This window comes from Actinotalea caeni (genome assembly GCF_009733795.1).
GTDB classification, from domain to species: domain Bacteria; phylum Actinomycetota; class Actinomycetes; order Actinomycetales; family Beutenbergiaceae; genus Pseudactinotalea; species Pseudactinotalea caeni.
The window spans coordinates 24,735-45,656 of the sequence record NZ_WNXX01000011.1 but is presented as its reverse complement, the minus strand read 5'-3'; the positions used below and the strand labels follow the sequence as shown (position 1 = coordinate 45,656).

Annotated in this window: 20 protein-coding genes and 1 riboswitch; of the genes, 10 read left to right on the top strand and 10 right to left on the bottom strand. The window is 73.8% G+C overall.

Translation table 11 applies throughout. The annotated features are described in order from the left end of the window. Positions 1 to 95 precede the first annotated feature (95 nt). Positions 96 to 4,172, bottom strand: a complete 4,077-nt coding sequence (hrpA, locus tag GPA02_RS11065; RefSeq protein WP_156199997.1) for an ATP-dependent RNA helicase HrpA — start codon at positions 4,170 to 4,172, stop codon at positions 96 to 98. Positions 4,173 to 4,322: 150 nt separating this feature from the next. Here hrpA and GPA02_RS11060 point away from each other — a divergent pair, with 150 nt between their 5' ends. Next, entirely contained in the window at positions 4,323 to 4,622 is a 300-nt protein-coding gene (locus GPA02_RS11060; RefSeq protein WP_156199994.1) for a ribosomal protein L7/L12, read from the top strand. 52 nt (positions 4,623 to 4,674) lie between these two features. Here GPA02_RS11060 and GPA02_RS11055 read toward each other — a convergent pair whose 3' ends face one another. Next, positions 4,675 to 5,454 (bottom strand): MerR family transcriptional regulator, encoded by a 780-nt coding sequence (locus GPA02_RS11055; protein WP_240134000.1) that lies wholly within the window; start codon positions 5,452 to 5,454, stop codon positions 4,675 to 4,677. Between the two features lie 215 nt (positions 5,455 to 5,669). Between GPA02_RS11055 and GPA02_RS11050 the strand changes: the two genes are divergently transcribed. The 4 genes from GPA02_RS11050 to GPA02_RS11035 all read left to right on the top strand — a co-directional run bounded on the left by GPA02_RS11050 (position 5,670) and on the right by GPA02_RS11035 (position 9,790). Next, positions 5,670 to 6,866 (top strand): ATP-binding protein, encoded by a 1,197-nt coding sequence (locus GPA02_RS11050; RefSeq protein ID WP_156199992.1) that lies wholly within the window; start codon positions 5,670 to 5,672, stop codon positions 6,864 to 6,866. Positions 6,867 to 7,313: 447 nt separating this feature from the next. Continuing rightward, positions 7,314 to 8,531, top strand: coding sequence for a Gfo/Idh/MocA family protein (locus GPA02_RS11045; protein ID WP_156199991.1), 1,218 nt, complete (start codon positions 7,314 to 7,316; stop codon positions 8,529 to 8,531). A gap of 142 nt (positions 8,532 to 8,673) precedes the next feature. Next, complete coding sequence (locus GPA02_RS11040) at positions 8,674 to 9,417, top strand: DUF429 domain-containing protein (RefSeq protein WP_156199990.1); 744 nt, start codon at positions 8,674 to 8,676, stop codon at positions 9,415 to 9,417. A gap of 79 nt (positions 9,418 to 9,496) precedes the next feature. After that, the gene (locus tag GPA02_RS11035) at positions 9,497 to 9,790 is read left to right on the top strand and encodes a hypothetical protein (RefSeq protein ID WP_156199989.1); all 294 of its coding nucleotides are present in this window, start codon (positions 9,497 to 9,499) and stop codon (positions 9,788 to 9,790) included. A gap of 28 nt (positions 9,791 to 9,818) precedes the next feature. Here GPA02_RS11035 and GPA02_RS11030 read toward each other — a convergent pair whose 3' ends face one another. The 4 genes from GPA02_RS11030 to GPA02_RS11015 form a co-directional block, all read right to left on the bottom strand. Further along, positions 9,819 to 11,288, bottom strand: coding sequence for a lipase maturation factor family protein (locus GPA02_RS11030; protein WP_156199988.1), 1,470 nt, complete (start codon positions 11,286 to 11,288; stop codon positions 9,819 to 9,821). Between the two features lie 178 nt (positions 11,289 to 11,466). Continuing rightward, positions 11,467 to 11,904 carry an MFS transporter gene (locus GPA02_RS11025; protein WP_338027521.1) on the bottom strand — a complete coding sequence of 146 codons (438 nt, stop codon included), beginning with the start codon at positions 11,902 to 11,904 and terminating at the stop codon, positions 11,467 to 11,469. Further along, positions 11,904 to 12,062, bottom strand: a complete 159-nt coding sequence (locus GPA02_RS11020; RefSeq protein ID WP_156199986.1) for a hypothetical protein — start codon at positions 12,060 to 12,062, stop codon at positions 11,904 to 11,906. The genes GPA02_RS11025 and GPA02_RS11020 overlap by 1 nt, the downstream gene beginning before the upstream one ends. A 21-nt stretch (positions 12,063 to 12,083) precedes the next feature. After that, positions 12,084 to 12,467: a DoxX family protein gene (locus tag GPA02_RS11015; protein WP_156199985.1), complete on the bottom strand. Its 384-nt coding sequence runs from the start codon at positions 12,465 to 12,467 to the stop codon at positions 12,084 to 12,086. Positions 12,468 to 12,615: 148 nt separating this feature from the next. On the opposite strand from GPA02_RS11015, the gene sigJ reads away from it, so the two are divergent. Continuing rightward, entirely contained in the window at positions 12,616 to 13,575 is a 960-nt protein-coding gene (sigJ, locus tag GPA02_RS11010; protein ID WP_156199984.1) for an RNA polymerase sigma factor SigJ, read from the top strand. A 21-nt stretch (positions 13,576 to 13,596) separates the two neighbouring features. Here the strand turns inward: sigJ and GPA02_RS11005 are convergent, their stop codons facing one another. The 3 genes from GPA02_RS11005 to GPA02_RS10995 all read right to left on the bottom strand — a co-directional run bounded on the left by GPA02_RS11005 (position 13,597) and on the right by GPA02_RS10995 (position 16,947). Beyond that, a complete protein-coding gene (locus GPA02_RS11005) occupies positions 13,597 to 14,223 on the bottom strand; it encodes an MBL fold metallo-hydrolase (RefSeq protein WP_156199983.1) in 627 nt (208 codons plus the stop codon). Then, the gene (locus tag GPA02_RS11000) at positions 14,220 to 15,308 is read right to left on the bottom strand and encodes an S-(hydroxymethyl)mycothiol dehydrogenase (protein ID WP_156199982.1); all 1,089 of its coding nucleotides are present in this window, start codon (positions 15,306 to 15,308) and stop codon (positions 14,220 to 14,222) included. The genes GPA02_RS11005 and GPA02_RS11000 overlap by 4 nt, the downstream gene beginning before the upstream one ends. Before the next feature lie 214 nt (positions 15,309 to 15,522). Continuing rightward, the gene (locus GPA02_RS10995) at positions 15,523 to 16,947 is read right to left on the bottom strand and encodes a ricin-type beta-trefoil lectin domain protein (protein WP_156199981.1); all 1,425 of its coding nucleotides are present in this window, start codon (positions 16,945 to 16,947) and stop codon (positions 15,523 to 15,525) included. A 139-nt stretch (positions 16,948 to 17,086) separates the two neighbouring features. Between GPA02_RS10995 and GPA02_RS10990 the strand changes: the two genes are divergently transcribed. Together GPA02_RS10990 and GPA02_RS10985 are read left to right on the top strand one after the other, a co-directional pair. Further along, the gene (locus tag GPA02_RS10990; RefSeq protein ID WP_156199980.1) at positions 17,087 to 17,485 is read left to right on the top strand and encodes a PIN domain-containing protein; all 399 of its coding nucleotides are present in this window, start codon (positions 17,087 to 17,089) and stop codon (positions 17,483 to 17,485) included. A gap of 47 nt (positions 17,486 to 17,532) precedes the next feature. Beyond that, positions 17,533 to 18,768: an alpha/beta fold hydrolase gene (locus tag GPA02_RS10985; protein WP_156199979.1), complete on the top strand. Its 1,236-nt coding sequence runs from the start codon at positions 17,533 to 17,535 to the stop codon at positions 18,766 to 18,768. A 4-nt stretch (positions 18,769 to 18,772) separates the two neighbouring features. Here the strand turns inward: GPA02_RS10985 and GPA02_RS10980 are convergent, their stop codons facing one another. Continuing rightward, a complete protein-coding gene (locus GPA02_RS10980; RefSeq protein WP_156199978.1) occupies positions 18,773 to 19,333 on the bottom strand; it encodes a protein-L-isoaspartate O-methyltransferase family protein in 561 nt (186 codons plus the stop codon). 141 nt (positions 19,334 to 19,474) lie between these two features. Continuing rightward, positions 19,475 to 19,578, top strand: a riboswitch (SAM riboswitch). Between the two features lie 54 nt (positions 19,579 to 19,632). Here GPA02_RS10980 and GPA02_RS10975 point away from each other — a divergent pair. Next, the gene (locus GPA02_RS10975; protein ID WP_162457755.1) at positions 19,633 to 20,550 is read left to right on the top strand and encodes a methylenetetrahydrofolate reductase; all 918 of its coding nucleotides are present in this window, start codon (positions 19,633 to 19,635) and stop codon (positions 20,548 to 20,550) included. A gap of 57 nt (positions 20,551 to 20,607) precedes the next feature. Next, entirely contained in the window at positions 20,608 to 20,919 is a 312-nt protein-coding gene (locus GPA02_RS10970) for a YtxH domain-containing protein (protein ID WP_156199976.1), read from the top strand. Positions 20,920 to 20,922 lie beyond the last annotated feature (3 nt).

Below are 20,922 nucleotides of genomic sequence, written 5' to 3'. Positions count from 1 at the left end.
CAGTACGGATTCGAAAGTGGTTCCGCAAGTGGTCGTGACCGAATCGCAACCGTCGCGGTTGCGTACGAAAGCGAGGCCGGCTGCGACGGCGGCGGTCAGGCCTCCGCGAGTGCCTTGCGGATGCGCTTCTCGCTGACGGTGACCGCGGTGCCCAGCTGCTGCGCGAACAGGCTCACGCGCAGCTCCTCGAGCAGCCAGCGCACCCGGGCGAGGTTGCGCCGCCGCGCCAGCGGCGCGTGCTCGGCCGCCGAGGTCGCGGCCCACCACGCGTCGGTGAGCTCGCGGACCTGCCACGCGAGCCGGTCGTCGCGCGCCGGGTTCTCCTCGGCCTTGCCGATCCGCACGACGTCGGCGCGCAGGTAGCGGGGCAGGTGCACCAGCTGGTCGGGCGGCGTCCGCGACACGAACCCCTCGCCGACCAGCGATCCCTGGTGCGCGCGGACGTCCTCCAGCGTCGCGAGCAGCGCCATCGACGTCGCGCGCCGCACCTCGGCGTCGACCTCGCGGGACGCGGTGAGCGTGGCCGCGACCCGGCGCGCCACCTGCAGCACCTCGTCCTCGAACCGCTCCCGCAGCGCGCGGGCCAGCGCCTCGACGTCGGCGCGCGAGCGCACCGTGGTGAGGTCGCGCGACGCCGTCAGCGATGCCACGGCCGCGAGCTGGAGGTCGGCCACGAGCGCCTCGGTGCTGCGGTACGGGCTCGCCGCCAGCGCGAGCGTCTCCGCCGTCGACCACCGGCTGGTGACCCGTCCCACCGGGAGCGCGAGCGCGTCGGCGAGCAGCTGGCGCACGCCCTCGGGGTGCCTGTCGGCCTGCTCGTCGGCGGTCGCGAGCACCTGGATCGTGACGCGCTCGCGCTCGGCGACGAGCGCGGGGTAGCCGACGACGTCCAGGCCCTGGGAGCTGCCCGCCACCTCGGTCTCGACGACCCAGTCGCCGGTGAGCGGCCGACCGTCCTGCGGGGCCGCGGCCTGCTGCGCGCCCGCACGGCCGGAGCCCTTGCCCGCGCGTCGTACCGCCGCGCGCACCGCCTGCTGCACGGCCTCGCCGGAGTGCCGGGCGAGCCGACGCTGCAGCTCGACGAGGTCCTTGCCCTCGCCGAGCACCGCACCGCGCTCGCCGTGCACGCGGAACGTCATGCGCAGGTGCGGCGGCAGGCGCTCGGGGTCCCAGGCGTCGGCGGGGATCTCGACGCCGCGCAGCCGCCGCGCGGCGTCGGCGAACGCCTCGGCGTAGGACGGCGCGCCCTCCGGCGCCGGGGCGACGCTCGCCCAGGCGGGCAGCCGGTCCCGGATCGCGGCGGCGACGTCGGGCGCCGGCACGAGCTGCACCCGTACCGGCTTGGGCAGTGCCCGGATGGTGGCGACCGCGAGCTCGTCGGCCAGCCCGGGCACCAACCAGTCGAAGCCGTCCGGGCGCAGCCGCGGCAGCACCGCGATCGGCACGTGCACGGTCACGCCGTCGGCGTCGTCGCCGGGCGCGAACTGGTAGGTGAGCGGCAGCTCGAGGTCCCCCTGCCGCCAGGTGTCGGGGAACTGGGTCGGGTCGGTGGCGCTGCCGGCGTCGGGGACGAGGTCGGCCAGCGTCAGCGTGAGCAGGTCGGGCGTCTCGTGACGCGCGGTCTTCCACCACGCGTCGAAGGCGCGGGCGCCGGTGACCGACGCCGGGATGCGCGCGTCGTAGAACGCGACGAGCGCCTCGTCGTCGACCACGAGGTCGCGCCGGCGCGTTCGCGCCTCGAGCTCCTCGGCCTCGGCGCGGACCTTCTCGTTGTCCTTGACGAACCGGTGGTGCGTGCGCCAGTCGCCCTCGACGAGGGCGTGCCGGATGAACAGGTCGCGGGCGTCGACGGGGTCGACCCGCGTGTACGGCACTGTGCGCTCGGCCACGACCGGCATGCCGTAGAGCAGCACCTTCTCGCGGACCATCGCCGCGCCCTGCTTGGCCGACCAGTGCGGCTCGGAGTAGGTGCGCTTGACGAGGTGCCCCGCGAGCGGCTCCACCCACTCGGGCTGGATCCGTGCGACGGTCCGTGCGAACAGCCGTGAGGTCTCCACCAGCTCGGCGGCCATCACCCACGCCGGGTTCTTCCTGGCGAGCCCGCTGCCGGGGAAGATGACGAACCGGGTGCCGCGCGCCCCGAGGTAGTCGCGCTTGCGCTCGTCGTAGGTGCCGATGTGGCTCAGCAGGCCCGCGAGCAGCGCCTGGTGGACGGCGTCCGGGTCGGTGGCGGCGCCGTCGCGCGGGCGCACCCGCAGCCCGAGCGGCTTGGCGAGCTGGCGCAGCTGGGCGTGCACGTCCTGCCACTCGCGCACCCGCAGGTAGTGGAGGTACTCCGCCTTGCAGAGCCGTCGGAACGCGTTGCCGGAGAGCTCGTTCTGCTGCTCGCGCAGGTACTCCCACAGGTTGAGCAGCGTGAGGAAGTCGCTGGTCGGGTCGACGAACCGTCGATGCTTCTCATCGGCCTGCTGCTGGGCGTCCGCGGGCCGCTCGCGCACGTCCTGCACGCTGAGCGCGGCCACGATCACCATCACCTCGCGCACGCAGCCGAGCCGGTCGGCCTCGAGCAGCATCCGCCCCAGCCTCGGGTCGATCGGCAGCTGCGCCAGCTTGCGGCCGATGTCGGTGAGCCGGTTGCCGGAGGCGTCGCCGCCGCGGCGGGCGGCGGCCGTCGTCTCCAGCGCGTGCAGCTCGGTGAGCAGCTGCATGCCGTCGCGCACCGCGCGGCCGTCCGGCGGGTCGACGAACGGGAACGCGCCGACGTCGCCCAGCCCCAGAGCGGTCATCTGCAGGATGACGCTCGCGAGCGAGGTGCGCAGGATCTCCGGTTCGGTGTACTCCGGGCGGGCCTCGAAGTCGCGCTCGGAGTAGAGCCGGATGCAGATGCCCTCGGCCACGCGGCCGCAGCGCCCGGCGCGCTGGTTGGCGCTCGCCTGCGAGATCGCCTCGATCGGCAGCCGCTGCACCTTGGTGCGGTTGGAGTAGCGCGAGATGCGCGCGGTGCCCGGGTCGACGACGTACCGGATGCCCGGCACCGTCAGCGACGTCTCGGCGACGTTGGTCGCGAGCACGATGCGGCGGTGCTGGTGCGGCTCGAACACCCGGTGCTGCTCGGCGGCGGACAGCCGCGCGTACAGCGGCAGCACCTCGACGGCGCCCGGCACCGTGGTGCGCTCGCCCGGCCGCGTGTAGCGCGGCCCGAGGTGGTCGGCGAGGGCCTCCGCGGCGTCCCTGATCTCGCGCTCGCCGGAGCAGAACACGAGGATGTCGCCCGAGCCCTCCCGCATCAGCTCCTCGCACGCGAGCACGATGCCGGTGGGCTGGTCGATCGCCTCGCGGCGCGGGGCGTCGGTCTCGAGGTCGTCGGGGCCGGCGTCGGTGTCGGAGTCGGGCAGGTCCGGCACCAGCGGGCGGTAGCGGATCTCGACGGGGTAGGTGCGGCCGGTGACCTCGATGACCGGGGCGGGTGCGCCGTCGGACCCGAAGTGCTCGGCGAACCGCTCGCTGTCGATCGTCGCGGAGGTGATGACGACCTTGAGGTCCGGCCGCTGCGGCAGCAGCCGCTTGAGGTAGCCGAGGATGAAGTCGATGTTGAGGGAGCGCTCGTGCGCCTCGTCGACGACGATCACCTGGTAGCGGCGCAGCAGCGGGTCGCGCTGGATCTCGGCGAGCAGGATGCCGTCGGTCATCAGCTTGACGAGCGTGGTGTCGCTGACGACGTCGGTGAACCGCACCTGGTAGCCGACGGCCGAGCCGAGCGGGACCTCCAGCTCCTCGGCGATGCGCTCGGCGACCGTGCGCGCGGCGATCCGCCGCGGCTGGGTGTGCCCGATCGTGCCCTCGACGCCGTAGCCGAGCTCGAGGCAGATCTTGGGGATCTGGGTGGTCTTGCCGGAGCCGGTCTCGCCGGCGACGACGACGACCTGGTGGTCGCGGATCGCCGCCGCGATGTCGTCGCGGCGGGCGGAGACCGGCAGCTCCTCGGGGTAGCGGATGGCCGGGACCGCGGCACGGCGGCGCTCGAGCAGCTCCGGCGACGGCGGCGTCCAGGTGTCGCGGCGCGGCCCGCCCGGGCGGCGCCCACCACCGCGACGACGGCGGCCCGACCGCCGTCCGGGGTCGCCCGACCGCGGGCCGGTCTCGGCCTGCGGGGTTCGGGCGTTGTCGGTCACGACGCACCATTGTCCCTGGACACGCGGCGGCCTCGGCACGGATTTCGTGCTCGGCCCAGGCGCGATGGGACGGTGCGGGCGAACCGCCGTCACGGCCGCACGCCGGCCGCGGTCGCCCGCCGCCGCGGCGCCGTGCGCCACGATGGGTGGATGCAGTGGCAACCGGACCAGTCATCCCTCGAGGCGCGTCTCGCCGCCGCCGAGCGCACGATCGCCGATCTGCAGCGCCGGGTGGCGGCGCTCGAGGGCGCCGCCGCGCAGGCGGCCCAGCCCGCCGCCGGCGCGGGCGACGCCGTCGACCCGTGGTCGGTGCCGCCGTGGCCGCAGATCGTCGACCTGCTGCGCCGGGGCAAGAAGATCGAGGCGATCAAGGTGCACCGGGAGCAGACCGGCTCCGGTCTGAAGGAGGCGAAGGACGTCGTCGAGGAGGTCGAGCGGCGGCTGCGCTGAGCGGCCACCGCCCGACCTCGCCCGCAGCCGATCCTTCTCGGCGCGGCGGGCGTCAGCCCTCGCGTGCGGCGTTGGCGACGATCGCGTCGCGGATCCAGTTGCCGAGGCCCTCGAGCGCCTCGCCGGCGATCCCCTCGCCGTAGCGCGGGTCGGCGACGTACAGCTCGCCGAGCTTCACCTGGAACTCGCGCGGGCAGTCGTAGAACCACCGGTCGATGAACACCCGGTGCTCCTCGACGGCGTCCATCGCCTCGGTCCGCTCCGGTGCGGCGCCGCTGCGGAAGGTCGCGACGATCCGGTCGAAGATGCCCCGCTGCTCGGCCTTCAGCCGCTCCCAGTCCTCCTTGGTGTAGCGCTTGGTGCGCGCGGCGGACTGCTTCCACTGCGCGGTGTCGCCCCAGCGCTCCTGGGCCTCGCGCTGCTCCTCGTCGAAGCTCTCTCCGAAGAGCTCGCGGCGCTCGGCCGCGGTCAGGGTGGTTCCGCTCATCTCGGCCTCCAGTGCACGATCGATGGACTCGACGAGGTCGCCGAGCTCGGCCATCCGGGCCATCACGGTCTGCCGCTGACGCTGCAGGTGGGCGACCGCGTCGCTGTCCGCGAGCAGCTCGGCCACCTCCTCCAGCGAGAACCCCAGCCGGCGGTAGACGACGATCTGCTGCATGCGCTCCAGGTCGGCCGCCGTGTACAGCCGGTAGCCGGACGCGGTGCGCCCGCTCGGCCGGAGCAGGCCGATCTCGTCGTAGTGGTGCAGGGTCCGGACCGTGACGCCGGTCTGCTCCGCCGCCTGTCCGACGGTCAGCGACACGTCGTTCTCGGTGGTCATGGCAGTCATGTCCTCGAGCATCGGGCCTCACGTCGCGTGAGGGTCAAGCCGGATGTGCGGGGAGGCGCCCCGCGGGTGGACGGGAGGTGTCGTGGAGAGTCTGCGTGGGTCTAGGGCTCTCGCTAGACAGCACGAGACAACCACATCGAGCCGTGCGCCGACACACCATTGCGCTGTCTGGGCCAATCTGCGGTTCTCGCTAGACATGCGGATACTGTCCGAGCGTGGACCCGATCAGGAACCCGTACGCGCCCGGCGCGGGGCAGCGCCCGCCCGAGCTCGCCGGCCGCGACAGCGAGCTCGACACCTTCGACGTCGTGCTCGAACGGGTGGCGCGCGGGCGGCCCGAGCGCTCGATCGTGCTCACCGGGCTGCGCGGGGTCGGCAAGACCGTGCTGCTCAACGCGCTGCGGTCGGCCGCGGTGCGGGCGGGGTGGGGGACCGGCAAGCTCGAGGCACGGCCCGACCAGTCGCTGCGGCGTCCGCTGTCGGCCGCCCTGCACACCGCGGTGCGTGAGCTGGGGCGCCCCGGGGACGCCGACGCAGTCCTCGGCACGATCAAGGCGTTCGCGCTGCGGGCGGCGCCCGCGAAGGCGAGCATGCGGGACCGCTGGAGCCCGGGCATCGACGTCCCGGCGACGACGGGGCGGGCCGACTCCGGCGACATCGAGATCGACCTCGTCGAGCTGCTCACCGATGTCGGCGGGCTGGCCGCGGACGCGGGCAGCGGGGTGGCGGTGTTCATCGACGAGATGCAGGACCTGCTGCCCGAGGACGTCTCCGCGCTGTGCGCGGCGTGCCACGAGATCTCGCAGTCGGGGCTGCCGCTCATCGTCGTCGGCGCCGGGCTGCCGCACCTGCCCGCGGTGCTCTCGGCCTCGAAGTCCTACAGCGAGCGGCTGTTCCGCTACACCCGCATCGACCGGCTCGACCGCGCCGCCGCCGACCTCGCGCTCACGGTGCCGGCGGCGGAGGAGGGTGCCGAGTTCGACGACGACGCGCTCGCCGCGCTCTACGAGCGCACCGCCGGCTACCCGTACTTCGTGCAGGCGTACGGCAAGGTCGCCTGGGACGTCGCGCCGCGCTCGCCGATCACGGCCGACGACGTCACGGTCGCCGCACCCGAGGCGGAGGCCGAGCTCGCGGTCGGGTTCTTCGGGTCCCGCTACGAGCGGGCGACACCGGCCGAGCGCGAGTACCTGCGGGCGATGGCCGACGTCGCGCTCGAGGCCGGTGGAGGTGACGGCGAGGTCGACGCGGTCCCGACGGCCGCCGTCGCCCGGCTGCTCGACCGCACGCCGCAGTCGCTGTCGCCGGCGCGGGACGCGCTGCTCAAGAAGGGTCTGATCTACTCCGGCGAGCGCGGCAAGATCGCGTTCACGGTGCCGCACTTCGGTCGCTACCTGCGCGCGAGCGCGTGAGCGGGTGCGCAGGCGCGCTCGCGGCCACCTCGCGCACCATCACGCAGTTGCCGAGGCCCTTGGGCCTGTCGTAGGTGAAGCCCTCGCGCTCGTACATGGCGCGCGTGCCGTTGTAGAGGAACGAGGAGTTCTTCTTGCGGACGCCGCCGGTGTCGTGCGGGTAACCCTCGACCAGGCCGCCGCCGGCCTGGGCGATCAGCTCGACGGCGCCGTGGAGGGCCGCCGCGGCCAGGCCGCCGCGGCGCAGGCCGCGCTCGACCAGGATGCAGGTGATGCGGTGATCGGGCAGCCGCTGGGCTGCACGGTAGAGCGGATCGCGGACGTTCGGCGTCCGGTAGGGACGCGAGCGGTAGGCATCTGCCTCCGGGAGGTCTCACCACCTGAGAACAGATGCCGAGAACGCCGAGGTGACACGAGTAACCGGTTGTGTCCAGTAGCGTGGTCGGCATGAAGATCGGTGTCATCGGAACAGGTCAGTTCGCGCGCAGCTTCATCTCGCTGTGGCAGCTCCACCCGGACGTCGAGGCGGTCTACGTCACCGACCTCGTCCCGGAGCGGGCCGCCGAGCACGTCGAGAAGTACGGGCTCGCGGGCTCGTTCGCCTCGGCGGAGGAGCTGCTCGCCTCCGACGTCGACGCCGTCGCGGTGATGACGCAGCGGTGGACCCACGGCGAGCTGGTGCTGCAGGCGCTCGCAGCCGGCAAGCACGTCTACTCGTCGGTCCCGATGGCGATCACGTCCGAGGAGATCACCGCGATCGTGCGCGAGGTCGAGCGCACCGGGCTCATCTACATGATGGGCGAGACCAGCTACTACAACCCCGCCGTCGTGTGGGCCCGCGAGAAGGTCGCCGCGGGCGAGCTGGGCCGCGTCTTCTACTCCGAGGGCGACTACGTGCACGACATGGACAACGGCTTCTACGCCGCCTACCGCTACAGCGGCGGCGACGACTGGAAGTCGACCGCGAGCTTCCCGCCCATGCTCTACCCGACGCACGCGATCGGCGGCGTGCTCGGCGCGCTGCCCACCTACGCGACCAGCGTCAGCTGCATCGGCATCCCCGACGATCGCGGCGACGGCGTGTTCGACGCCCAGGTGTCGCGGTGGGGCAACACGTTCTCCAACATGACCGCGCTGTTCGAGCTGGCCGACGGCGGCGCGATGCGCACCAACGAGTTCCGTCGCGTCGGCTACTGGAAGGGCCACGAGTCGCGGTTCCGGTTCTACGGCACCGAGGCGGTCATGGAGCAGACCGGCCACGGCGCGACGCTGAGCATCAAGACCGAGGGCGAGGACTACGCCAAGGGCGACACGCTCGACATCAGCGACCTCTTCTACACCCACGCCGGCCAGGTGCCCGAGGGCTTCGGCGACGTCGACCCCGCCCTCATGCAGAGCTTCAGCTCCGGGCTGGCGAAGGTCCACGACCGCAGCCGGCTGCCGAAGGAGTTCGACGGCGCCCACAACGGCCACGAGGGCTCGCACCACTTCCTCGCCGACGACTTCGTGCGCGCGGTGACGACGAGCACCCAGCCGCCGGTCAACGCCTGGACGGCGGCCCGCTTCACGCTGCCGGGCGTCATCGCGTACGAGTCCGCCAAGCAGGGCGGCGCGCGCCTCCCGATCCCCGACCTGGGCGAGGGCCCAGCCAAGCCCACCTGGTGAGCCGCCGGTCCTGAGCGGGGCTAGCCGGGATCGGCTCCGTGACCCGGGACCGGACGCCGCAGCGTCCGGTCCCGGTCGCACCGTTCGATCTCGGGCGTGCTCGACGGCGTGAGCGAGCCTGCCGCGGTGGCAGGCTGACCCGGTGATCACCGCCGGGATCGACCTCGCGGCCGCGCCGCGCGGCACGGCCGTCGCGCACGTCGACTGGCGCGCGGGGCCGGCGGTGGTGACCGACGTCGTCGTCGGCGCCGACGACGACGCGCTGGTCGCGGTGCTGCGGGGGCCGGCCACCAAGGTCGGCATCGACAGCCCGCTGGGGTGGCCGAGCGACTTCGTCGCGTTCGTGACGGCCCACCACCAGGACGAGGTGCCGTTCGACGCCGCCGAGCAGCCGAGGTGGAAGGTGCCGCTGGTCAACCGCGCCACCGACCTCCACGTGCGGCAGCAGGTCGGGCTGGTCCCGCTGAGCGTCTCGGCCGACCTCATCGGCCACACCGCGCTGCGGTGCGCGACGGTGCTGGCGCAGGCCCGGGTGCGTGGCGTCGACGTGCGGCGCGACGGCGCGGGCACGGTCGCGGAGGTCTACCCGGCCGCGGCCCTCAAGCAGTGGGGGCTGCCGCACCGCGGGTACAAGGGGCGCGCCCTGACGGCCGCCCGCGCCGCGCTCGTGACCGCGCTGCAGGAGGCGGCGCCGTGGCTCGACCTCGGCGACCACGAGCCCACCGTGCGCGCGAGCGACCACGCGCTCGACGCCGTCGTCGGCGCGCTCGTCGCGCGCGCCGTCGCCCTCGGGCGGACCGCCCCGCCCGGCACCCGGATGGCCGCGCGCGAGGGCTGGATCCACTACCCGGCCGGACCGCTGCGCGACCTCGTCGCGACGGACTGACGCCAGGCCGGACCTCGCGACAGCGTGGACGCCGCACCGGGTCTCGCGCCGGGTCGCGGCCCTGCACGAGACTGCTGCCATGACCGACACCCTCACCCTCTGCTGCCTGCTCTGGGCCGTGCCGGGGCAGGAGGAGGCGATGACCGCGTACGAGGACGAGGTGCTCGCGCTGCTGCCGGAGCACGGTGCCGAGGTGGTGAGCCGCGCCGTCGGGGACGGGGCGGACGGCGCACCGCACGAGGTCCAGCTGTACCGGTTCCCCGGCCGCGCGGCGCTCGACGCCTATCTCGCCGACCCGCGGCGGCTCGCGCAGGCGCAGACGCGCGACCGCGTCGTCGCCCGCACCGAGCTGTTCCCGGTCGCGCTGCGCTGACGGGCCCGGGGGCGCGCTCGGCACGCGGCTACCGCGCCCGTGCCACCCGGTCGAGCATCTCGGGGTCGACGAGCAGCCCGCGGTCGTCGCGGACCCACCAGACGCCGTCGCGGCGACGCTCGGCACGCGTCGCGTAGCGGTACCGGAACACCCGGGCGCGCACCCACCGGGGTCGCTCGCCGTCGAACGGGTCGTGGTGCAGCAGCCGCAGCACCGCCGGGTCCGCCTCCAGCAGCCGCAGCAGGAACCGCTCGAACCACACGTGCTGCGCGACCGAGCCGAGCGCGAGGAACCACATGCCCCAGTCCAGCCGCAGGTGGTACGGCGCCCACTGCCGCGGCCGGCGGTCGACCGGGCCCGGCTTGCCCTTGAACACGTACTCCCGCCAGGCGCTCTCGTCGCCGGGGTCGTCGGCCGCGCTGCCCTCGACGACGACCTCGTCGCGGCGACGCGTGATCGAGCCGAACGCGCCGTAGGCGCCTACGAGGTGCCACCGGTTGAAGGCGGCGTTCATCTTCTGGCGCCGCGACACGAGGTTGCGCGCCGGCCGGTACGACAGCGCGAGCACGAGCAGCGTCACCGCGCCCACGACGACGGCGAACCACCCCGGGCCCGACGCGCTCGGCGGCGTCACCGGCAGGCCCGGCAGCACCGCACGCAGCACGTCGTCGGAGACCGCCGCGAACGCGAGCAGCATCGTCAGCCAGTTCAGCCACGCGAAGTTGCCCGACGCGACCAGCCACAGCTGCGTCACGACCACGAGCCCCGCCGCCACCGAGGCGACCGGTTGCGGTGCGAAGAGCAGGAACGGTACGACGAGCTGCACGACGTGGTTCGCGGCGACCTCCACCTTGTGCAACGGCTTCGGCAGCGCGTGGAAGAAGGCCGAGAACGGGCCCGGCATCGGCTGGGTCTCGTGGTGGTAGTACAGGCACGTGAGGTCGCGCCAGCACGGGTCGCCGCGCATCTTGATCAGCCCCGCGCCGAGCTCGACCCGCAGCAGCAGCCAGCAGAAGGCGAGCAGCACCAGCGTCGGCACCCCGACGCCGTCGGAGCCCAGGAACGCCGCGAGGAAGCCGGCCTCCAGCAGCAGCGACTCCCAGCCGAAGCCGTAGAACACCTGCCCGACGTTGACCACCGACAGGTACAGCAGGTAGAGCGCGGCGAACGCGAGCATCGGCAGCCAGGGCGGCCCGGTCTGCGGCAGCCCCACGACCAGGGCGAGCGCCACCGCCAGCCCGGCCCACGCCACCGCCGCCAGCAACCGGTCGGAGTAGCGCCACCGGAACAGCGTCGGCCCGACGGCGGGGCCCATCCGCTCCAGGTACCGCGGCACCGGCAGCAGCCCGCGCTCGCCGAGCAGGGGCCGGAACTGCTGCAGCACCGCCACGAACGCGATCGCGTAGACGAGCGCGACGCCGCGCTGCAGCACGAACCTCGAGACCTCGTGATCGGTGGCCCAGAACCAACCGGCCACCCAGGTGACGACGGCGTCCATGAGTCCATCGTGGCGCGGTTGGGCGACGCGGGGAGACGTCCGCAGGGTCCTCGCCACCGCCCGGGCCGCCGGGGTGGCTCGGCGGTCAGCCGCGGGTGCGGTCCAGCGCGCCTGACGCGGTCGTCGTCTCCGGCACCAGCGGCCACGCCGGGAGCGCGGCGCGCTGGGGAGGCCGCGGTCAGGCGAGCCGCACCTGGACCGCGCGACGGCGGCCGAGCAGCGTGAGAGCCAGCGCGACCACCACGGCGCCGGCACCAGCGCCGAGGCAGGCGATGAACCCGCGGTCGAGATCGTGGGCGGCTCCGAGGAGGGGCCCGACGACCGCGACACCGACGGCGGAGCCGAGCTGGCGCGAGGTGTTGAGCACCGAGGAGGCGGCGCCGTGCAGACCCGGCTCGACCGTGGCGATCGACTGGGCGGTCATCGTCGAGACCAGCACACCTGAGACCAGCCCGGCCGGGGCGAGCGCGAGGACGAGGGGCACCAGCGACGCGGACGTGCTCGCCCACGCCGCACCGAGGAGCGTGAGGGCGAGAGCACCCTGGGCGGCGCCGAGGACCGCGCGGCGGCCCCATCGCCGAGCAGCAGGCGCGGCGGCGAGCGTCCCGACGGAGATCAGCCGGTCAGCGGCAGGAACAGCAGGCCGCTGGTGACCGCGCTGAGGCCGCGGCCCTGCTGCAGCAGCAGGCTCATCGCGAACAGCACGCCGTAGAACGCGAAGTTGAACAGCGCGCCCTGGAGGCTAGCGGTCTCCTGCCGCCCGCGTCTGGACACCGTCCCACGCCGGGGCACCGATCAGCCCAGCGGCACCGCGACGAACCGTCCCCACGCGACGAACGCCGCGAGCGACAGGTAGGCGACGTCGCCGACGAACGCCCCCCACTCGCGCCGCACCATGCGGATGGTCGCGGCGCCGGTCATGAGGAGCACCAGCCCGAGCGCCGCGAGCGGCACGAGCCAGGTCGCCACACCGAGCAGCGCGGGCAGCAGCATCCCGGCCACCGCGAGCAGCTTCATGACGCCGAGCACCGTGAGGGTGTGCTGCGGCAGGTCGTCGACGTAGTGCTGGCCGGTGGAGATGTTCCGGAACCGCTCGCGGCTCATGACCAGCATCGCCACGCCGCCGGCCCCGTACGCCAGGCAGAGGATCACGGTGGCGATCCACAGGGCGGTGTTCATAGGACCTCCTTCGTTCGACCGCCACCCCGGCGGCTGCGCGGGGTGTGGTGTGATCGAGGACGAGACAGCGGCACCCGGACGTGACATCGCCGCCCGATGTCACATCCGCGAGCGCTGTCTCGTCCCAGGTGCCGAGGAGGTGGTCGCGATGGCCGACCCGCACGCGTTCGAGAAGCTCCGGGGGCTCCTGTTCTCGATCTCCTACCGGATCCTGGGCAGCGTCAGCGAGGCCGAGGACGCGGTGCAGGAGACGTGGCTGCGCTACGAGGCGGCCGACGTCGAGCCGGAGTCGTTGCGCTCCTGGCTGGCGACCGTCGTCACGAGGATCTCGATCGACGTGCTGCGCTCCGCGCGGGCGCGGCGCGAGGCCTACGTCGGCCCCTGGTTCCCGGAGCCGCTGCTCACCGACGAGCTCGCCGAGGAGCCGGCCGTGCTCGAGGGCGACCCGGTGCGCGCGGCCGAGCTCGCCGACTCGGTCTCGATGGCGGCGCTGCTGCTGCTCGAACGGCTCAGCCCGCTCGAGCGGGCCGTGTTCGTCATGCACGAGGTGTTCGGCTTCTCCTACGCCGACGTCGCGACCGCGGTCGGCCGGTCCGAGGCGGCCTGCCGGCAGCTCGGCACGCGCGCGCGCAGGCACATGGCCGAGGGGCGCACCCGGTTCGAGGCCGACAGACGCAAGCGCGAGGAGCTGGCCGACCGGTTCTTCGCCGCGCTCGCGGGCGGCGAGGTCGACGCGCTCCGGTCGCTGCTGGCCGCCGACGTGCACGCGGTCAACGACAGCGGCGGCGTCGCCGGTGGCACCGGCGGCACGTTCGGTGCGCTGCAGGCGGCGCGCATCCTGGTCGCGACCATCCCGACGCTGCTGGCCGCGGGTGCCTCGCTGCAGCGCCGCGAGGTCAACGGTCAGCCCGGCGCCGTCATCCTCGACCCCGAGGACCGCGTGCTCGGCACCTGGTCGCTGGAGATCCTCGACGGCCAGGTCGTCGGGATCCGCTCGGTCACCTCGCCCGAGAAGCTGGCCCACCTCGGCCCGGTCGGCGACCTCGACGCGATGCGACGTCGCTGGCAGGAGGCCCGCCGGGCGGCCGCCCGGTCGGACGACGACTAGCGCGCCGCCCGCCGGTCGGCGTCAGTGGCCGCGGTCGATCCACTCCTGGCGGTGCGGCGCCTCGGCGCCGATCGAGGTGTCGTCGCCGTGCCCGGTGTGCACGACGGTCTCGGGCGGCAGCACCAGCAGCCGGTCGGTGATCGAGTCGATGATCGTGCCGAAGTCGGAGTAGGAGCGCCCGGTCGCGCCCGGGCCGCCCTGGAACAGGGTGTCGCCGGTGAACACGCGGCGCAGCGCCGGCAGGTGGAAGCACACCGCGCCAGGGCTGTGGCCCGGGGTGTGCAGCACCTCCAGCTCCTCGCCGCCGACCGCGAACCGCTGCCCGTCGGCGAGCTCGCCGTCCGGTGCCTGGTCGTGCACGGCGTCCCACAGCACCCGGTCGTCGGGGTGCAGCCACACCTCGGCCTCGGTCGTCTCGGCCAGCTCCGGCGCGACACGGATGTGGTCGTCGTGGGCGTGGGTGAGCAGGATCGCGACGACGTCCCGGTCGCCGACCGCGGCGAGGATCGGCGTCGCGTCGTGCGCGGCGTCGATGACGACGCACTCGGTCTCGTCGCCGACGACCCAGACGTTGTTGTCGACCTCCCAGGTGCCGCCGTCGAGCGAGAAGGTGCCGGAGGTGACGACCCGTTCCACCCGCAGCGTCATCGGAGCACCACCACCGATCGCAGCACCGAGCCCTCGTGCATCTTGGTGAACGCCGCCTCGACGTCGCCGAGACCGATCCTCTCGGTCACGAACGCCTCCAGGTCCAGCCTGCCCTGCAGGTACAGGTCGATGAGCATCGGGAAGTCCCGGCTCGGCAGGCAGTCGCCGTACCAGGACGACTTCAGGGCGCCCCCGCGGCCGAACACGTCGAGCAGCGGCAGCTCGATCCGCATCGACGGGTTGGGCACCCCGACCAGCACGACGGTGCCGGCGAGGTCGCGCGCGTAGAACGCCTGCTCGTAGGTCGTCGGCGTGCCGACGGCGTCGATCACGACATCGGCGCCGTGGCCGCCGGTCAGCTCGCGGATCGCCTCGACCGGGTCGGTGCTGCGCGAGTTGATCGTGTGGGTCGCGCCCATGCCGGTGGCCCACTCGAGCTTGGTGTCGTCGACGTCGACCGCGATGATCCGCGCGGCGCCCGCCAGCCGGGAGCCCATGATCGCGGCGTCGCCGACACCGCCGCAGCCGATCACCGCGACCGCGTCGCCGCGGCCGACGCCACCGGTGTTGATCGCGGCGCCGATGCCCGCCATGACGCCGCAGCCCAGCAGCCCGGCCACCTCCGGCGGCGCGGCCGCGTCGACCTTCGTGCACTGCCCGGCGTGCACGAGCGTCTTCTCGACGAACGCACCGATGCCGAGCGCCGCGGTGAGCTCGGTGCCGTCCTCCAGCGTCATCCGCTGCGACGCGTTGTGGGTGGCGAAGCAGTACCAGGGCCGCCCGCGCAGGCACGCGCGGCACTGCCCGCAGACGGCGCGCCAGTTGAGGATCACGTAGTCGCCGACCGCGACCTCGGTGACGCCCTCACCCACCTGCTCGACGACGCCGGCCGCCTCGTGCCCGAGCAGGAACGGGAAGTCGTCGTTGATGCCGCCGTCGCGGTAGTGCATGTCGGTGTGGCAGACGCCGCAGGCCTGGACGTCGACCACCACCTCGCCCGGCCCGGGGTCGGGGACCACGACCGGGACGAGCTCGACCGGGGCGTCCTTCGAGCGGGCGATCACGCCGGTGACGGTCTGGGGCATCGGTACCTCTCCTCCGTGGGGCGTCTCAAGCCACACCCTAGGTGGTGGTGCCCGTCCGTGGGCCGCGATCGATGCCTCCCCGACGGCTCCGGAGCGCCGCGCGCGAGACCGAGCCCCGCCGTCGAGCACGAGCGGCGCACCGCTCGGTCTCGACGCCGACGCTCGGTCTCGACGACGAGTCAGGCCGTCGGGCCGTCGGGCCTGTGGGTGCGGGTCAGCCGACCAGCCACCGCTGGTGGTCGGTACCCGCACAGGGCTCGATCCGCACGGCGGAGCCGTTGCCGGTGCCGGCCGCGGTCAGGCACAACCCCGTGGTGGCGGTCGTGATCGTGCCGTCGCCGGCGAGCGTCCACCGCTGGGCCGCTGAGGAGTCGCAGTCGGCGATGACGGCGGCGCTGCCGGCGGCACCGGACGCCGTCAGGCACATGTCGGCGTAGACGGTGACCGTGCCGTCGGCGCGCACGTCCCAGCTCTGGTTGCCGCCGCCGTTGCAGTCCCACAGGTCGAGCGCCGTGCCGGGCGTCGTCGACCAGCCGGGCACGTCGAGGCAGCGACCGCTCGCGACCCCCTGCACGGGGGCGCCCGGCGGGGCCGGCGGGTCGTCGTTGACCGGCTCGGTGTCGAGCAGGCCCCACCCCCACCGGAGCTGGGCGAGGCCGCTCTCGCTCGTGACGGCGAGGTCGCCGGGGCCGACGAGCTCGGTCAGCGAGTAGGAGTCGCCGTTGCGCAGCCCGGGCCAGTAGACGATGCCCATCGCGTTCTCGCGGGCGACCCGGGTGAGCGCACCGAGGTAGGCCGTCGAGGTGTTGCCCTCGTGGTTGCCGTAGTTCAGCCCGATCGTCATCGGTGCGCCCGCCTCGTCGACGATCGTGCGGTGCGCGTACGGGCTGATGCGGGGCAGCAGGTTCGCCAGCCACTCCGCCTCGGTCGTGTGGTCGGCCCAGAACCCGTAGAAGTGCAGCGAGAGCAGGGTGCCGCGCAGCTCGGGCGCGGCGCCGACGCCGGTGACGTCGTCGTTGTAGCCGGTCCCGGAGATCACCACCCGGCTGCGGGGGATCTCGCGGCGGTGGTCGGCGAGGAACTGCGACGTGAGGTCCACCCACTCCTCGAGCGAGTAGCCGAACGGCTCGTTCATCGGCTCGGCGTAGACGAACCGGTTGCGGCCGTACTCCTGGGCCACGGTCGTCCACATCTGGTGGAACGCGGCCATGTCGTCGACGCGACCGTCCTTGGCGTCGTCGGCCTCCCAGTAGCTGAGGATCACCTTCATCCCCAGGTCGGTCGCGGCGTCGATCGCACCTGTGTAGGACTCCCACCAGTCGGTGCCGACGGTCCAGGGGTTGATCGGCAGCCGGACCGTGTTCGCGCCGAGCTCGGTGCGGAACTCGGACAGGATCCCGGTCGCGACGTCGTAGGTGGTGGCGTAGTCGTCGTCGGTGCTCAACCCCGAGGGCACCACCTCGTCGGAGGCGAAGTTGTCGCGTGGGTCGGCCCAGTTGACGCCCCGGAACTCGCTCGTGCCGCGGCCGCCGTTCGGCTCGGCGAGCGCGTCGGGCGGTGCGGCCGCCGCGGTGGCGGTCAGCGCGAGGGCTGCGAGGGCGGCGAGCGCGAGGGTTCGCCGGGCTCCGGACGGTCTCATCGGTGTCTCCGTTCCACGTCGAGCAGGGCGAGGCAGCGGGAGTTACTCTAAGGGTCGAAATAAGTGGCGCGCAGGCGTTCGGCAGGCGAATCGTCCGGTTGCCCTCGACCGCACGAGGCGGCGGTGCCACGATGCGTCGATGAGGTTCGTCATCGATGCCGACGTCGCGATCCGGTTCGCGCGCGAGGGCCTGCGACCCGACGAGCACCACCGGCTGGTGGCGCCGAACCTGCTGCGCTCGCAGGTGCTCTCGCGCACCTACCGCGCGGTGCGAGCCGGCGAGATGACCGGTCTGGAGGCGCGCGCGATCCTCGACCACGTGACGACGACGAAGATCCGGCTGCTCGGCGACCGGGTCTCGCGCGCGGTCGCGTGGCAGCTCGCCGAGGAGCTCGGCTGGGAGGACACCACGACCGCGGAGTACCTGGCAGTGACCCGGCTGCAGGCCGACGCGTTCGTCACCCTCGACGCCGACCTCGCGCGCACCGCCGCCGGGGTGGTGCCGGTGGCCGGCTACGAGGACCTCGTCCGCGGCTGAGCCCCGACCGGTCGCCGGTGGTCTGGGGTGGCTCCTACCCTGGCCGGATGGCGCACCGCACCTCCACCTGGCACCTCGACGGGCTCGAGCTCACCGACCATCTCCTCGACGTGCCGTGGGACCACGACGACCCCGACGGCCGCACGATCGAGGTGTTCGCGCGCGTGGTCGCGGCCGACGACGGTCGCGACCGCCCGTACCTCGTCTTCCTGCAGGGAGGCCCGGGCCAGGAGTCGCCGCGGCCGAGCGTGACGCCGTCGGGACCGGCGTGGCTGAACCGCGCCCTGCGCGACTACCGGGTCGTGCTGCTCGACCAGCGCGGCACCGGTCGCTCGACACCGTACGGCGGCACCGTGACCGACCCGGCCGCCGACGCCGCCTACCTCACCCGGTTCCGCGCCGACGCGATCGTGCGCGACGCCGAGCTGCTGCGCGAGGCGCTCGGCGTACAGCGGTGGAGCCTGCTGGGCCAGTCCTTCGGCGGGTTCTGCTCGCTGCACTACCTGTCGACCGCGGCGGGCGGCCTCACCGAGGTGTACGTGACCGGCGGCCTGCCGCCGGTCGGGCGCCCGCCGGAGGATGTCTACGCCGCCACACACGCGCGCATGCGCACGCTGGTGGAGCGGCACTACGCGACGTTCCCCGACGACCGCGCCCGGCTGCGCGCCGTCGTCGAGCGCGCGGAGCGAGGCGAGGTGCGGCTGCTCGACGGCACCCCGGTCGCGCCGCGCCGGCTGCAGGGCCTCGGCTACCAGCTCGGCATGGACGGCGGCTCGCTGGCGCTGCACTACCTGCTCGAGCGCGACCCGGCCTCGCCGGCGTTCGCCGCCGACCTGCACGACCTGCTGCCGTTCTCCGGCCGCAACCCGCTCTACGCCGTCATCCACGAGTCGAGCTACGCCGACGGCCACGCGACACGCTGGGCGGGCGACCGCACGATGCCCGACGACGTTCGCGCCGACCCGACGCTGCTCACCGGCGAGCACGTGTTCGCGTGGCACTTCGCCGACTGCCCCGACCTCGCCCCCTACCGCGAGGTCGCGCAGATCCTGGCCGACCACCCCTGGCCGCGGCTCTACGACCCCGATGCGCTCGCCGCCGCCGACGTCCCTGTCGCCGCGGCCGTCTACGCCGACGACCCCTACGTCGACCGCACGTTCTCCGAGGAGACCGCGGCGCTGCTCCCCGACGCGCGGCTGTGGGTGAACGACCACCTGCACAACGCGCTGCGCGTCGCCGGCGAGGAGGTGCTCGACCGGCTGATCGGGATGGTGCGGGGCTGAGCCGTCAGCGCAGCGGCACGAACCGGTAGCCGCCGTGCTCGGTGACGCGGTCGACGCCGTCGCTGCGCTCGACCAGCGTCATCGTGCCGCGCACAGGGATCACCATGCGACCGGGGTCGGCGAGCTGCGCGAGCAGCTCGGCCGGCAGCTCGCGGGCCTCGGCCGAGACGAGCACCCGGTCATAGGGCGCGTGGGCCGGATCGCCGAGCACGCCGGGCGTGGCGGGCGCGATCGACGCCCACCGCCACGGCCCTTGGGCGAGGTTGGCCGACCCGAACGCGACCAGGTCGGGCTCGAGCTCGACGCCGTGCACTGTGCCCTCGGGCCCGACCAGCTCGGCGAGCAGCGCCGTCGACCACCCCGACCCCGCGCCGACGTCGAGCACCCGCTGCCCCGGCCGGACGTCGAGCAGCTCGAGCATGTCCCGCACGGTGCGCGGCTGAGAGTTCGTCTGCCCACGGCCGATCTGGATCGGCCCGTCGTGCCCCGCGCGCGGGCGCGCGGCCCGCGGCAGGAACCACTCCCGCGGCGCGGCTGCGAAGGCGGCGTCGACGCGCTCGGTCATCGTCTCGAGTCAAGCACCGCCGCGCCGTCCGCGCAGCCGCTGCGTGGCGCGCCGAGCGGGACGGCGTGCCTCGTCCCCGTCTCCGGATCCCACATGCTGAGAGCGCGTGACCACCGCTCGAACCCCTCCTATCCTTGCCGGGACCCATCCAGAGCGGCCGAGAGTCCTGGCTCGACGACGCCGCAGCAACCCCCCAGTGGCAGGCCTGCCGAGGGAAGGGTGCTCACGCCAGGTGTCGATGGAGCGATCATGGCCACCACCTCCCGCGGGCTCCGATGAGCACGGCTAGCCTCTTCAGCGTGCCCGCCGACAGCCCGACGATCTCGTTCGAGCTGTACCCGCCGCGCACCCCGAAGGGGGAGCGCGAGCTCCCTGGGACGGTCGCGGCGCTGGCCGCCGTCGACCCCGACTTCTTCTCGGTGACCTACGGCGCGAGCGGCCGCACGCGCGAGAGCTCCGGGGCGCTGCTGGAGCACATCCTCACCCGCACCGACGTGCCCGCGATCGCGCACCTCACCTGCGTCGGTGCGTCCGAGGGGGACCTCGACGGCGTCGTCCGCCGGCTGCTCGACATCGGCGTGCGCGACGTCCTCGCGCTGCGCGGCGACCCGCCCGAGGGCGAGCCGGACTGGCGCCCGCACCCGCAGGGCTACACGACCGCGAGCGAGCTCGTGCAGCTGCTCCGCCGCGTCGAGGCGCAGCGGTTCGGCACGCCCGACGGCGACGGCCCCCGCCCGCTGAGCATCGCCGTCGCCGCCTACCCCGGCGGCACCTTCGACGCCGATGGCGTCCCGGTCGTCGATCCCACGACCGTGCAGGCGCTGCTCGCCAAGCAGGAGGCGGGCGCCGACTACGCGATCACGCAGGTGTTCTACGACCCGGCGAGCTACGCGGCGTTCGTCGCGGCGGCCCGCGCCGCCGGTGTGCACCTGCCGATCGTGCCGGGGATCATCCCGCTCACCGATCCCAGGCGGCTGCGCCGGCTGGAGACCCTCACCGGGGTGCCGGTGCCGCCGGCGCTGCTGGCTGCGCTCGACGAGGCCCCCACGCCCGAGGAGCGCTACCGGCGCGGCCTCACCGCGAGCGTCGACCTCGTGCACGGCGTGCTCGCGGCCGGGGCGCCGGGGCTGCACGTCTACACCTTCAACACCGCGGGCCCCGCGCTCGACGTCCTCGCCGAGGCCGGGTTGCGCCCGGTCCCCGCCGACACCCGCTGACCTGCGTCGCGGTCGTGCGAGACTGACGACTCGCCAGACTCGACCCGGGAGGTTCACATGAACGGCAAGGTCGCATTCATCGCCGGGGCCGCGCTCGGCTACGTGCTCGGCACCCGCGCGGGTCGTGAGCAGTACGAGAAGATCAAGTCCGGCGCGCGCTCCGCCCTCGACCACCCCGTCGTCAAGGACAAGGTGGCGCAGGCCGAGAGCGCGATCACCGACGTCGTGCGCGAGCAGGGCGCCAAGGTCACCGACCAGGTCGCGAACATGGTCAAGGAGAAGTTCACCGGCTCCTCCTCCCGCCCGTCCGGCGGCTCCGACGAGGCGTCGAACGGCCCGAGCAGCGCCTGGGACACCCCGCAGCGCTGAGGC